The sequence below is a fragment of the Streptomyces sp. NPDC111507 genome (assembly GCF_055638955.1).
The window spans coordinates 84,138-96,154 of record NZ_JBVKBU010000013.1; the positions used below are offsets into that span (position 1 = coordinate 84,138).

At 71.2% G+C, this 12,017-nt stretch carries 11 protein-coding genes; 5 read left to right on the forward strand and 6 right to left on the reverse strand.

All coding sequences use genetic code 11. The features are described 5' to 3' along the window. The first annotated feature begins 148 nt into the window (after positions 1-148). Positions 149-820: a FadR/GntR family transcriptional regulator gene (locus ACZ7M2_RS37560; protein ID WP_470051443.1), complete on the forward strand. Its 672-nt coding sequence runs from the start codon at positions 149-151 to the stop codon at positions 818-820. A gap of 171 nt (positions 821-991) precedes the next feature. Continuing rightward, the gene (locus tag ACZ7M2_RS37565; RefSeq protein ID WP_352052366.1) at positions 992-1,987 is read left to right on the forward strand and encodes a PAC2 family protein; all 996 of its coding nucleotides are present in this window, start codon (positions 992-994) and stop codon (positions 1,985-1,987) included. A 99-nt stretch (positions 1,988-2,086) separates the two neighbouring features. Here the strand turns inward: ACZ7M2_RS37565 and ACZ7M2_RS37570 are convergent, their stop codons facing one another. Next, positions 2,087-3,061, reverse strand: coding sequence for an SMP-30/gluconolactonase/LRE family protein (locus tag ACZ7M2_RS37570; RefSeq protein WP_471599087.1), 975 nt, complete (start codon positions 3,059-3,061; stop codon positions 2,087-2,089). Positions 3,062-3,346: 285 nt separating this feature from the next. On the opposite strand from ACZ7M2_RS37570, the gene ACZ7M2_RS37575 reads away from it, so the two are divergent. Together ACZ7M2_RS37575 and ACZ7M2_RS37580 are read left to right on the forward strand one after the other, a co-directional pair. Beyond that, positions 3,347-5,104, forward strand: coding sequence for a S8 family peptidase (locus ACZ7M2_RS37575; RefSeq protein WP_471599088.1), 1,758 nt, complete (start codon positions 3,347-3,349; stop codon positions 5,102-5,104). A gap of 60 nt (positions 5,105-5,164) precedes the next feature. Then, positions 5,165-5,722, forward strand: coding sequence for a hypothetical protein (locus ACZ7M2_RS37580; RefSeq protein WP_471599089.1), 558 nt, complete (start codon positions 5,165-5,167; stop codon positions 5,720-5,722). Positions 5,723-5,796: 74 nt separating this feature from the next. Here ACZ7M2_RS37580 and mshC read toward each other — a convergent pair whose 3' ends face one another. From mshC to ACZ7M2_RS37600, 4 genes are all read right to left on the reverse strand, one after another. After that, the gene (gene mshC, locus ACZ7M2_RS37585) at positions 5,797-7,026 is read right to left on the reverse strand and encodes a cysteine--1-D-myo-inosityl 2-amino-2-deoxy-alpha-D-glucopyranoside ligase (protein ID WP_471599090.1); all 1,230 of its coding nucleotides are present in this window, start codon (positions 7,024-7,026) and stop codon (positions 5,797-5,799) included. 640 nt (positions 7,027-7,666) lie between these two features. Next, the gene (locus tag ACZ7M2_RS37590; protein ID WP_471599091.1) at positions 7,667-8,494 is read right to left on the reverse strand and encodes an SCO1664 family protein; all 828 of its coding nucleotides are present in this window, start codon (positions 8,492-8,494) and stop codon (positions 7,667-7,669) included. Next, complete coding sequence (locus ACZ7M2_RS37595) at positions 8,458-9,048, reverse strand: DUF3090 domain-containing protein (protein WP_054231134.1); 591 nt, start codon at positions 9,046-9,048, stop codon at positions 8,458-8,460. The genes ACZ7M2_RS37590 and ACZ7M2_RS37595 overlap by 37 nt, the downstream gene beginning before the upstream one ends. A 121-nt stretch (positions 9,049-9,169) precedes the next feature. Further along, positions 9,170-9,856, reverse strand: coding sequence for a histidine phosphatase family protein (locus tag ACZ7M2_RS37600; protein WP_471599092.1), 687 nt, complete (start codon positions 9,854-9,856; stop codon positions 9,170-9,172). A gap of 98 nt (positions 9,857-9,954) precedes the next feature. Here ACZ7M2_RS37600 and corA point away from each other — a divergent pair, with 98 nt between their 5' ends. After that, entirely contained in the window at positions 9,955-10,953 is a 999-nt protein-coding gene (gene corA / locus ACZ7M2_RS37605) for a magnesium/cobalt transporter CorA (protein ID WP_471599093.1), read from the forward strand. Between the two features lie 43 nt (positions 10,954-10,996). On the opposite strand, the gene ACZ7M2_RS37610 is transcribed toward corA, so the two are convergent. Beyond that, positions 10,997-11,785, reverse strand: coding sequence for a ferritin-like domain-containing protein (locus tag ACZ7M2_RS37610; RefSeq protein WP_471599094.1), 789 nt, complete (start codon positions 11,783-11,785; stop codon positions 10,997-10,999). Between the last annotated feature and the right edge of the window lie 232 nt (positions 11,786-12,017).

Sequence of the window (12,017 nt, forward strand, 5' to 3'; positions counted from 1 at the left end):
CGGGCACTCCTGATGTTCCGGACGTCCGCGACACCGTACATGAGCGCGAGAAACGCCGGTGTTTCTGTCCGTTCGGCCTGGTGACCCCACATAATGGCCCAAGACATCGGATGACTCAGCGCCATCCGGAGTGACAGGGAGGTCGGCCATGGCAGTCACCGATGAGGCGATCGAGAAGATCAAGGGCATGATCGTCTCCGGCACGCTGCGCCCCGGCGACCGGCTTCCCAAGGAGAGCGAGCTCGCCGCCGACCTCGGCCTGTCCCGCAACTCCCTGCGGGAGGCGGTGCGCGCGCTCTCGCTGATCCGCATCCTGGACGTACGGCAGGGCGACGGCACGTACGTCACCAGCCTGGACCCCCAGCTCCTCCTGGAGGCGCTGAGCTTCGTCGTCGACTTCCACCGGGACGACACGGTGCTCGAGTTCCTCGCTGTGCGCCGGATCCTGGAGCCCGCCGCGACGGCGATGGCCGCCTCGAGGATCAGCGAGCAGCAACTGCACGTCCTGACCTCCCAGCTGGACGCGCTGGGCGGCGCCCCCTCGGTGGAGGAACTCGTCGCCTGCGACCTGGAGTTCCACCGGGGCATCGTGCAGAGCTCCGGGAACTCGGTCCTGTGCTCGCTGCTGGATGGCCTCTCGGGGCCCACCACCCGGGCCCGGATCTGGCGCGGTCTCACCCAGGAGGACGCGGTCAGCCGCACCCTCCACGAGCACCGGGCGATCCTGTCCGCCCTGCGGGACGGCGACGCGGAGGCGGCCCGCTCGTGGGCGACGGTGCACATCGCGAGCGTGGAGCAGTGGCTGCGCAGCACCCTGTAGAAACAGCTCGGATGACTCGGGGGGTGGTTCAGGGTGGCGATCACGCGTGTTTCCGGCCCCTCGGTGGGGCAGTGATCCGTTCACTCCCCCGTGCAAGGGGGCTGCGGAGGCCCCCTCGGCACGCCGTAAGGTTGGGGCGTACGTAAGGGGCACGTCGGAAGGAGGCGCTGGGTGATCGAGCTCGAGGGGGTTCCCGAGCTGATCGACCCGGTCATGGTGGCCGCGTTCGAGGGCTGGAACGACGCCGGCGACGCCGCCTCCACCGCGGTCGCGCATCTCGACAAGGAGTGGAAGGGCGAGGTGTTCGCGGCGCTGGACGCCGAGGACTACTACGACTTCCAGGTGAACCGCCCCACGGTGTGGCTGGACGGCGGGGTCCGCAAGATCACCTGGCCGACCACGCGCCTGTCGGTGGTCCGGGTCGGCGGTGACAAGCCGCGCGACCTGGTGCTGGTCCGGGGGATCGAGCCGTCGATGCGGTGGCGCTCGTTCTGCAACGAGCTGCTCGGCTTCGCGCACGAGCTGGGTGTGGAGCTGGTGGTGATCCTGGGCGCACTGCTCGGTGACACCCCGCACACACGTCCGGTGCCGGTGAGCGGGGTCACCTCCGACCCGGACCTGGCCCGCACGATGGACCTGGAGGAGACCAAGTACGAGGGCCCCACGGGCATCGTCGGCATCCTCCAGGAGGCGTGCACGCACGCGGGCGTACCGGCGGTGTCACTGTGGGCGGCCGTACCGCACTATGTGTCGCAGCCGCCGAACCCGAAGGCGACGCTGGCCCTCCTCAACCGCCTGGAGGACCTGATCGACCTGCGGATCCCGCTGGGCGAGCTGCCCGAGGACGCGCGTGCCTGGCAGCTGGGCGTGGACCAGCTGGCCGCCGAGGACAGCGAGGTCGCCGAGTACGTGCAGACGCTGGAGGAGGCACGGGACACCGCGGAGCTGCCGGAGGCGTCGGGCGAGGCGATCGCACGCGAGTTCGAGCGCTATCTGCGGCGGCGGGACGGCGGCGGTCCGGCGGGTCCGGCCCCCGGCGGACACGCCACGGCCGACGGCAGCGACAGCTCCTCGTATCTGCGGGACAACCCCGGCGGTCGTCCGAAGCCTCCGAAGTCCCCGCGGCCGGAGACCGGCACCGAGGACGAGGACTCCCCGGAGGACTGAGCGGACGGATCGGGCCGGGCGGAAGCCGGGCCGACGGAAGGGGCGGTGCGCACCTGGCGCACCGCCCCTCCGCGTTCAGCGCCCCGCGGTCTCCTCGCGTCAGCGCGCGACGGCGATCACGTCGTACGGGGTGTCCGGCGTCGGCGTGGTCGTGAACCGGGCGTTGGGCAGGTACAGGCGGTCCCCGTACGCGGCCACGGTGGTCGGCACGTCGAGGTCCGGGTCGGTGAGGCGGCACTGGAAGACGCCGCTGCGCCCGTCGGGCGAGAGCCGGAAGACGTCGATCGCGTTCTGCATGTTCTGCACCACGTACAGCGTCCGGCCGGTGAGCAGCAGCCCGTCGCCGTTGACGAGGGGCGCCGCGTCCCCGAGGTCGACGAGCCGGGTGACTCCGGTCCTCGGATCGACCCGGTGCAGGCCGCCGGCCCCGGTCTGCACGACGAGCAGGGCGGCACCGTCCGGGGTCCGTGTGATCCCGTTGGCGTTGATCGTGGCGCCGGGCACCTGGCTCCAGTCGCCGCTCAGGGGGAGCCGTACGACGTCGGCCGCGACCGGCAGGGCGCCGCCGGGGCCGAGCGGCAGCGCGTACAGCGTGGGCTGGTAGGAGTCCGTGAACCAGACCGCGCGGGGGGTCAGGACCACGTCGTTGGCGAAGGTCTCGGGCTCCGTGGCGAGGACGTACGACGCGAGTTCGGCGCCGCTACGGACGTCCACCACGCGGGCGCCCGTACCGACCGTGGCGATGAACAGCCGCCCCCGGCCGTCGAGTTTGAGCCCGGCCGCCGCCGTACCCGGCCCCGGGGCGATGGTCCGGCCCTGTCCGGTGCGCAGATCGGCGCGGTAGACCGAACCGTCGGCGATGGATCCGAGGTAGGCGTACGGGCCGCCCCCGATCGTGATGCCCTCCGGGCGGATGCCGTTCGGCAGATGGATCACGGTGGGTAACGAGTTCTCCGCTGCCCAGGCCGGGCCGGCCGAGGACCCGGCGAGCGCGGCGCCGGCGGCCGCGGCACCGGCGGTGAGCAGTCTTCGGCGGCTGAGACGGTCTGGGAACGAACGGTGCGTGGATGTCACGGTGCGTCCTTCCGGGCGGGACCGGGAGTTGACCGGTCCAGCGATCAACTGTCCCTGCCACCCCACCACATGACCCACGACGCCGCAGCCTTTGGCCGGATTGCTACGTGACATCTGTTTCAGGACGGATTGCACAGGTTTCCCCATTCAACTTGTTTTCAAACCGAGTTGGCGACGCCGGGGTGGACGAGTCGCCGTGGGCGTGCCAGGTTGTGCCCCGAAGACGCGGCCCGGGGACGGGACATGGCAACACCCGCAGAACCGAACCGAGAGGAGCGGTACGCGATGACCGACCATGTACAGCCGACGCAGGGCCCGGGAACGGCCGGGCCGGGACCCGATGGAGCGGGGTTCACCTACCGGGGAGCCGAGCAGGAGCTGATCGTCGTCGCACGCCCCGAGGCCCGGCTGCGCGCCGGGGCCGAGGGCGTCCGCTCGGCGGCGGGCTCGGACGTGTCGGCCCTCAACATGTTCCTCAGTGACGAACAGCTCGCCCTGGAGCCGCTGTTCGGCGGCGAGGAACGACTGCGGCAGTCCGAGGTGGCGGACGGCGGGGGCGGAAGCGACCTCGCGCTCTTCTACCGGGTGCGCGGCGTCGAGAGCCGCGCCCAGGAGCTGCGTGCACGGATCGCCGCACTGCCGGAGATCGACACGGCGTACGTGAAGCCTGGCGCCGTCCCCGCCTCGGTGGGGTCGGTCGGGCGGAGCACGAACGGCTCGGCGAGCGCGGACGACGGCCGGCGGACCAAGGAAGGGGCGCCGGTCACCCCGGACTTCACCAGCCGCCAGGGCTATCTGCGGCCGGCGCCCGAGGGCATCGACGCCCACTGGGCCTGGCAGCGGCCGGGCGGTACGGGCCAGGGCGTGACGGTGATCGACGTGGAGGGGGCGTGGCAGCTGGGCCATGAGGACCTGACCGCGAAGCTCGCCGGCGTGGTCGTCGGCACCCCGCTGACGGACCTCGCCTGGCGCAACCACGGCACCGCCGTCATCGGGGTGATCGGCGGCGACCGCGACGAGCGCGGGATCACCGGCATCGCGCCGGACGCGGTGACCGCCGCCGCGTCCTTCCAGGGCATGGGCACGGCGGCCGCGATCCACGCGGCGGCCGACCGGCTGGGCCCCGGTGACATCATCCTGGTCGAACTGCATGCCCCAGGGCCGCGGTTCGACTTCGAGGAGCGCGACGACCAGCAGGGTTACATCGCGATCGAGTGGTGGCCGGACAACTTCGCGGCCATCCGGTACGCGACCGCCAAGGGGGTGCTCGTCGTGGCGGCCGCGGGCAACGGAGCCGAGTCGCTCGACGACGCGGTGTACGAGCGGCGCCCCGCCGAGTTCCCCGCGTGGTGGCGCAACCCCTTCAACCCCGCCAACCCGTCCTCGGGCGCGGTGGTGGTCGGCGCGGGCGCACCGCCGCCCGGCACGCACGGCCGCGACCACGGCCCGGACCGCTCCCGCCTCGCCTTCTCCAACTACGGGGCGCGGGTGGACGCGCAGGGCTGGGGGCGCGAGGTCACGACCACCGGCGGCTTCTGGGACCGGCCCGGCGACCTGCAGGGCGGTGCCGAGGAGATCGGCTGGTACACGGACACGTTCTCCGGAACCTCCTCCGCCTCCCCGGTGGTGGTCGGCGCCCTGGCCGCGCTGCAGGGCATGCTCAAGGCGGCGGTCCAGGAACCGATGTCCCCGGAGCGTGCCCGCGCGGTGCTGCGGGCCACCGGCTCCCCGCAGCAGGACGCGCCGGGCCGGCCCGCCTCCCAGCGGATCGGCAACCGGCCGGACATCAAAGCGGCGGTCACCCGTCTGCTGCCGGAGGCGGTCGGCTCGGGCCAGGCCGAACGGTACTGGGACGAGCTGCTGCCGTACCCGCGCGAACTCCCGCCCAGGCTCCGGCTGTTCGTGGCCGGTGACTGGCGCAACCTCGCCAACCCCTCCCCCGAGATCCGTCAGGCGGTGCACTCCGCCTTCGCGGGCGGACGGCCCGACGTACGTGTCTGGTTCTCGGACGACGAGATCGTCGGCCTGGTGGTCACGGGCTGACGTGTCCGAGGGCTTAGCCGCAAGTCAACGATTCGATGATTCACGGAAGGTGGCACCCGTATGAGCACCACCCCGCAGATGAGTCAGCAGCAAGGGCACCAGCAGGGCATCCAGCAAGGCATCCAGCTGGGGCAGCAGGGACCGAGCACGGCGCCGCCCCAGCAGTTCGGACAGCAGCAGCCCATGGCGTTCGGACAGCAGATGCAGCAGCCGTTCGGCCCGCTGCACAACCCGCAACTCCAGATCCCGCAGCACCAGAACCCGCAACCGCAGATCCCGCAACCGCAGATTCCGCAGCACCTCCAGCAGCAGCTCCAGCAGATGGGGCAGCAGCAGCCGTTCCAGCAGCTGCTCCAGCAGCTCGGCGGACAGCAGCAACAGCAGCAGGCGCAGGTCCTGACGAGCGGGATCGCCCAGCACTTCTGGGACGTGGTCACCCCGCTCCCGGGCCAGCCGTCGATCCTCTACCTGTTCATCGACAACGCCTGGCGCCCGCTGGTGAACCCCAACCAGGTCACCCACGACGAGGTCCAGCAGGCCTTCGCCTACGGGCAGCAGGTCATCGGCGTCTACGACGCCAACAGCAGCGCCGTACAGGCCGTCATCGTCAACAAGTGACGCACTGAGAGGGAGCCGAGAGAGAAGGGGCGCCGGGCGGTACGACCGCCCGGCGCCCCACACGTACGGGAGGACTACAGGGCCACGCCCAAGAGGGCGTCCACGGCACGCGAGACGACGCCGGGGGCGCCCTCGTCCGTACCGCCCGTCTCGTGCTGGAGCGCCGCCCAGCGGTCGACCGCGGCGAGCGCGGCCGGTGCGTCCAGGTCGTTCGCGAGGGCCTCGCGGATCTCCTCGACCAGCGCCTCGGCGGACGGCCCGTCGGGACGCGACACCGCCGCCCGCCAGTTCTCCAGACGGGTGACCGCGTCCGCGAGGACGGTGTCCGTCCACTCCCAGTCGGCGCGGTAGTGGTGCGCGAGGAGGGCGAGGCGGATGGCGGCCGGGTCGACGCCGTCGCGCCGGAGCTTCGACACGAAGACGAGGTTGCCCTTCGACTTCGACATCTTCTCGCCGTCGAGGGCGACCATGCCGGCGTGCACGTACGCCTTGGCCATCGGGAACTCGCCGGTGAGCACCTGGGCGTGCGAGGCGCCCATCTCGTGGTGCGGGAAGGCGAGGTCGGAGCCGCCGCCCTGGACGTCGAAGCCCATCCCGAGGTGGTCGAGGGCGATGGCGACGCACTCGATGTGCCAGCCGGGCCGGCCGCGGCCGAGCGAGCCGCCGTCCCAGCTGGGCTCCCCCTCCCGCGCCGCCATCCAGAGCATCGGGTCGAGCGGGTTCTTCTTGCCCGGACGGTCCGGGTCGCCGCCCCGCTCGGCGGAGAGCAGGCGCATGGCGGCGGCGTCCAGGTTGGACACCCTGCCGAAGTCGGGGTCGGACTCGACGGAGAAGTAGACGTCCCCTTCGAGTTCGTACGCCGCACCCGCGTCCCGCAGCCGCTCGACGAGCGGCACGATGCCGGGTATCGCCTCGACGGCGCCTATGTAGTGCCGCGGCGGCAGCATCCGCAGGGCGGTCATGTCCTCACGGAAGAGGGCGGTCTCCTTCTCGGCGAGTCCTACCCAGTCGACGCCGTCGCGCTCCGCCCGCTCCAGGAGCGGGTCGTCGACGTCGGTCACGTTCTGGACGTAGTGAACCTGCCGCTTGGTGTCGAGCCACACGCGCTGAACGAGGTCGAACGCGTTGTAGGTCGCCGCGTGACCCATGTGGGTCGCGTCGTACGGCGTGATGCCGCAGACGTAGATACGGGCGACGGGACCGGGGTCGAGTGTGACGAGGCCGCCGGTCGCGGTGTCGTGGATCTGGAGGTCGCGGCCCTCACCAGGCAGGGCGGGGACCTCAGAAGCGGGCCAGGCATGCATGTCATGAGCCTAACCGGACGGAACTTCCGTATACGAACCGGACCAGCCCTGATGACGCGGAAGGCCCTCTTGCGCAACGCCCGACGGTGTGCGTCAACCGGTCCTACGGGGGTGAGGCCGCCGTACGACGGCACAACCCACGGCGCGCATCGCGAGAACGGCTGTCCGCCCCCCTCACATGCGCCGTGCGCGCGAGCGCGAGCCGCCGGGCCCGCGCCCCGCCCCACGGGCCTGTACACCGCCAGGACCGGCTGCGCGCGAGGCGGTGAGTGTCACATGTCACGCGCCACGGACCGGACGCCACCCGTCAGCCAGAGCCGACCGAGGGCGCGACAACGGACGCCCACCACCAAACACCGGACAAGGCACCGCCACGGGCGGCTGCGCGCCCGGGCGTGCCCCCGTCCGGTTGTAGCGCCGCACGGATCTGGTCACGCCCGGGAGTGGGCCCACCCGGGAGTAGCCCCCCACGGGAGCGAGCCCATCCGGGAGTGGCCCCGTCCGGGTGCGGGTCGTCCCAGGATGGGCCCGTCTGCTGCTGGGGCGGCGGAATCCGTCCCGGGGGAGTCGGATTTCGTGAGACCCCGTGGGCGTACTCACTGTGAGGTGGGCGAGCCCGGCCCCCGGATGGTCGGGGGGTTCACACCGGTGGCCAGGGGATCGCCGGCCACTCCCCGCTCGGCTCCGGGTGTTTTCCCGAGGCGAGCATCGCCTCGACCCGCGCGCGTGTGGCGTCGATTTCGGTGGTGGTGATGAGTTCGGCCAACCGGGTGGCGAGCGACGCGCCCGGCGCCAGGCCGTCCCGCAGGGAGGTGAGGACCCCGACCGCCTCCGGCGTCAGCGACTCCCCCGCCCAGCCCCACAGCAGCGTGCGCAGCTTGTTCTCGGCGTTGAAGGTGACCCCGTGGTCGATGCCGTACAACCGCCCCTCGCCGGCGGGCAGCAGATGCCCTCCCTTGCGGTCGGCGTTGTTGATCACGGCGTCGAGCACGGCGAGCCGCCGCAGCCGCACGTCGTCGGCGTGCACGAGCAGCGCCGTCTCTCCCTCACCGACCTCGGCGAAGCCGATCGCCTTCCAGCCCGCCGCGGGCTCCTCGGCCTCCACCAGGGCCAGCAGTCCGTCCCCGTCGGCCTCCGGCAGGGCCTCGATCCACAGCTGGCACATGCCCTCGCCGTAGGGCCCGTCGCGCAGCACGGTGGTGGGGACCAGCCCCCAGCCCGTGGCCTCGGAGACCTCGTACGCGGCCACCTCACGCTGGGCGAGGTTCCCGTCGGGAAAGTCCCACAGGGGCCGCTCCCCCGCGATCGGTTTGTAGACGCAGAACGCGTCCCTGCCCTCGTACGAAACGGAGCAGTACAGCACCGCGTTCGAGGCCTCACGGATCCGTCCGCGCACCTTCAGCTCGCCCAGGGCGAGCAGCTCGGCCGTGGTCACGCTCCGCGGCGGTATCCGTTCTGGCGCGGACATACGTGTCCTTCCGGGTCGAGCGGGAGGCTGCACAGCGGGCAGGGCGGCCGGCCCGCGTTGACGACATCGAGGGCGCGCTTGGCGAAGGCCCTGGCCTGCGCGCCGGTGAGCCGGACGCGGAGCATCGGCGGGCCGTTCTCCTCGTCCTGGAGCAACCTTTCCTCGGCCTCGGCGAGGTCCTCGTCGGTGTCGGCGTCGAGCTCCACGAGCGCCTGCGCCTCGACGATCATGCGCTGTTCGTCACCGTCCCAGGCCAGCGCCATCGTGCCGACCCGGAACTCCTCCTCCACCGGGGTGTCGAGAGGGGCGGTGTCGGACACCTCGGCGGGGGCCATGGCCGGGACGGGTGCGCTGCCGCCGGTGCGCCGTACGACCTCGTCGAGGAGCTCGTCCATACGTTCGGCGAGCGCGGCGACCTGGGTCTTCTCCAGGGCGACGCTGGTCACCCTGGGGCCTGAGGAGGCCTGCAGGAAGAAGGTACGGCGCCCGGGCAACCCGACCGTACCGGCCACGAAACGGTCCGGGGGGTCGTAGAGGAACACCTGACGGGACACGTCCTGTCTCCATTGGAATCGGCATGTGGACCGGCTGACTGCCTCGGCCCTCATCGGCTGCTGACAACTTGCTGACAACTACTGCGCTGCTTCGACCGCTTCACCCTACTGCGGCCGACGATCACGGTGCGCCCGCACCGCCACCGACCGTGGCGTCCCCGCTGGGGGGCTCCTCGCGCGGCGCCAGGGAGGCGAGGTCGCCGGTGTCCCCGAGGCGCACGAGGAAGGGACGCAGTCGTGTGTAACGGATCGCGGTGATGGAACACGGTTCTACAGAGATCCGCTGGAAGAGGTCGAGATGAAGTCCGAGTGCGTCCGCGACAAGGGATTTGATGATGTCGCCGTGCGAGCACATGACGTAGACGGCCTCGCCGCCGTGGTCGCGCTCCACGCGCGCGTTCCACTCGCGCACCGCTTCGGCCGCCCGCGTCTGCATGGCCCGCATCGATTCTCCGCCGGGGAACGCGGCCGCGGACGGATGCGCCTGTACGACCTCCATCAGCGGCTCGTCCTTCAGCTCGGCGAGCTTGCGGCCGGACCAGTCGCCGTAGTGAGCCTCCCCTATCCGCTCGTCGGTGTGCGCACGCAGCCCGGGGCGGGCGTCGAGCAGCGGCTGCACGGTCTCCTGGCAGCGCTGCAGGGGGCTGGTGACGACTTCGGAGATCGGCAGCGTGGCGAGCCGCCCGGGCAGCGCCGCGGCCTGCTGGGCGCCGCGCTCGTCGAGGGCGACGCCGGGCGTCCAGCCGGCGAGCAGCCCAGCGGTGTTGGCGGTCGAACGTCCGTGCCGTACGAGAATCAAGGTGGGCATGCGGCCCAGCGTAAACGGGTGGCTCAGGGACCCGGAGGGGCCTGTGGACAACGGCGGCCGGAGTGCGGTGGCGGCCGGACGACGGGAGAATACGCTCCGTGATCGTCGACTGCGCCATTTACCATCACGGGCGCCGGACGGAGGGCCCCGAGGACCTCTCCGACGCCCTGGATCTGGCACGCGCCGAGGGCGACGCGTTCATCTGGATCGGGCTGTACGAGCCGACGGAGCAGGAGTTCGACCTCGTCACCGAGGAGTTCGGGCTGCACCCGCTGGCGGTCGAGGACGCCCTCAAGGCGCATCAGCGGCCCAAGCTGGAGATGTACGCCGATTCACTGTTCGTGGTCCTGAAGCCGGTCGCGTACGAGGCGGAGAGCGATGTCGTCACCACCGGTGAGGTGATGGTGTTCATCGGGGACGCCTTCGTGGTGACCGTCCGGCACGGCGAGTGCTCGCCCCTCGCGCAGGTGCGCCGCAGGCTGGAGGAGGACCCCGAGATGCTGCGGCAGGGGCCGACGGCGGTGCTCTACTCGATCGCGGACGCCACGGTCGACCACTACCTGGAAGTGGCGACCGAGCTCCAGACGGACCTGGAGGAGCTGGAGTCGGAGGTCTTCTCGCCGAACGGCGGCGGTTCACGGAACACCGCGTCCAGGATCTACACGTTCAAGCGGCAGATCCTGGAGTTCCGGCGGGCCACGGTCCCACTGACCGTTCCGCTGACCCGCCTCTCGGGCTCGGGCACCGCCGGCACCCCGGTGCCGTTCGTGAACAAGAAGGCGCAGCCCTTCTTCCGCGACGTCAACGACCATCTGGCCCGTGTGAACGAGTCGGTGGAGGGCCTGGACCGGCTGGTCTCGGACGTCCTCGCGGCCCATCTCGCGCAGATGAGCGTGCGCCAGAACGACGACATGCGGAAGATCTCGGCGTGGGCGGCCATGGCCGCGGTCCCCACGATGATCGCCGGCATCTACGGCATGAACTTCGACCACATGCCCGAGTTGCACTGGCTCTGGTCGTACCCGGTGGTGATCCTGACGATGGTGGCGCTGGAATTCCTGCTGTACCACCTCTTCAAGCGGCGAGGCTGGCTGTGAACCGCGTGCGACCGGGCGGGCGACGTACGGAGGTGACCGCGGGTCACGCCACCTCCGGTGCGGGGGGTGCGGGGCCGCCCAGGGCGTCGCGGTGTTCCGGCATCTTCAGGGAGACCATGCGACGCCAGCCCGCGGCGCGCTCGTAGGCGTAGAGGGTGTGGATGGCCGCGGCGAGCGTCGCCGCCCTGGCCCTCGACCAGCCGAGAATGCCTCCCATGTGGGCCATCACGGCGAGACTGACGTCCCGGTAGACGCGGATCTCGGCGAGCGCGCACGCGCGCAGCGTCCGTCGGATGGCGCGGCCGTGTCCGGCGGACGCGAAGCGGAGCAGCTCCTCGTGGCAGTAGGCGAGGTGCCGGTCCTCGTCCTCGGAGATCATCCGGACCGCGCGACCGATGTCGGGATGGTCGGCGAAATACCTGAGCAGCAACTCCATCTGCTCGGAGGCACGCTGCTCGGTGACCCTGCTGTGGGCGAGGTAGGTGACGATGTCCCCTACGGTGAGTGGCTGCCGGCTCTTCAGCTTGTCGTGGGCGAGGCCGATCCCGTGCCGTTCCAGGAGCATCGTGTAGTCGGTGTCGGCCGGGACCTCGACCGGTGTGAGGCCACGCCTGTTCATCAGGGCGTGGAAGATCCGCCCGTGCTTGTCCTCGTCGGCGCCGTGCCGGGTGATCTTCGGGGCGAGTTCGCGGGCGCTCGGCGGAACGAGGGCGGCGATGCGCGCGTTCTCCCAGCCACCCTGCGACTCCCCGCTGGCGGCGATGGAGCAGAAGAGCCGGAACGACTCGTCGTTGTCGAGGATCTCCTGGAACAGACTCTTGGCCGAAAGCATCGATGACACCCTTTCTGCAGGGTCCGCAGAAAACGAGTCAAATGGGATGCCGGGGGCCCGGCAACCGATGTGTCGGACAAATGCGCCGAACGAAGGATGACGGGGCGGGCCCGAGCGCGTAACCCAGGGCACGCCCGCGCGTTGTTCCCCGTGACGGCCGTGGCGGGGAAGACCCCCCGAGCCCCCACCACGGCCGCAGAACTTCTTCCGTCCCTCCGGGGAACGGGTTGCG

What these genes read in the sequence shown, in the direction of transcription:
- ACZ7M2_RS37560 (WP_470051443.1), top strand. Translation starts at nt 149, where the DNA reads ATGGCAGTCACCGATGAGGCGATCGAGAAGATCAAGGGCATGATCGTC.
- ACZ7M2_RS37575 (WP_471599088.1), top strand. Translation starts at nt 3,347, where the DNA reads ATGACCGACCATGTACAGCCGACGCAGGGCCCGGGAACGGCCGGGCCG.
- ACZ7M2_RS37580 (WP_471599089.1), top strand. Translation starts at nt 5,165, where the DNA reads ATGAGCACCACCCCGCAGATGAGTCAGCAGCAAGGGCACCAGCAGGGC.
- mshC (WP_471599090.1), bottom strand. Translation starts at nt 7,026, where the DNA reads ATGCATGCCTGGCCCGCTTCTGAGGTCCCCGCCCTGCCTGGTGAGGGC.
- ACZ7M2_RS37590 (WP_471599091.1), bottom strand. Translation starts at nt 8,494, where the DNA reads ATGTCCGCGCCAGAACGGATACCGCCGCGGAGCGTGACCACGGCCGAG.
- ACZ7M2_RS37600 (WP_471599092.1), bottom strand. Translation starts at nt 9,856, where the DNA reads ATGCCCACCTTGATTCTCGTACGGCACGGACGTTCGACCGCCAACACC.
- ACZ7M2_RS37610 (WP_471599094.1), bottom strand. Translation starts at nt 11,785, where the DNA reads ATGCTTTCGGCCAAGAGTCTGTTCCAGGAGATCCTCGACAACGACGAG.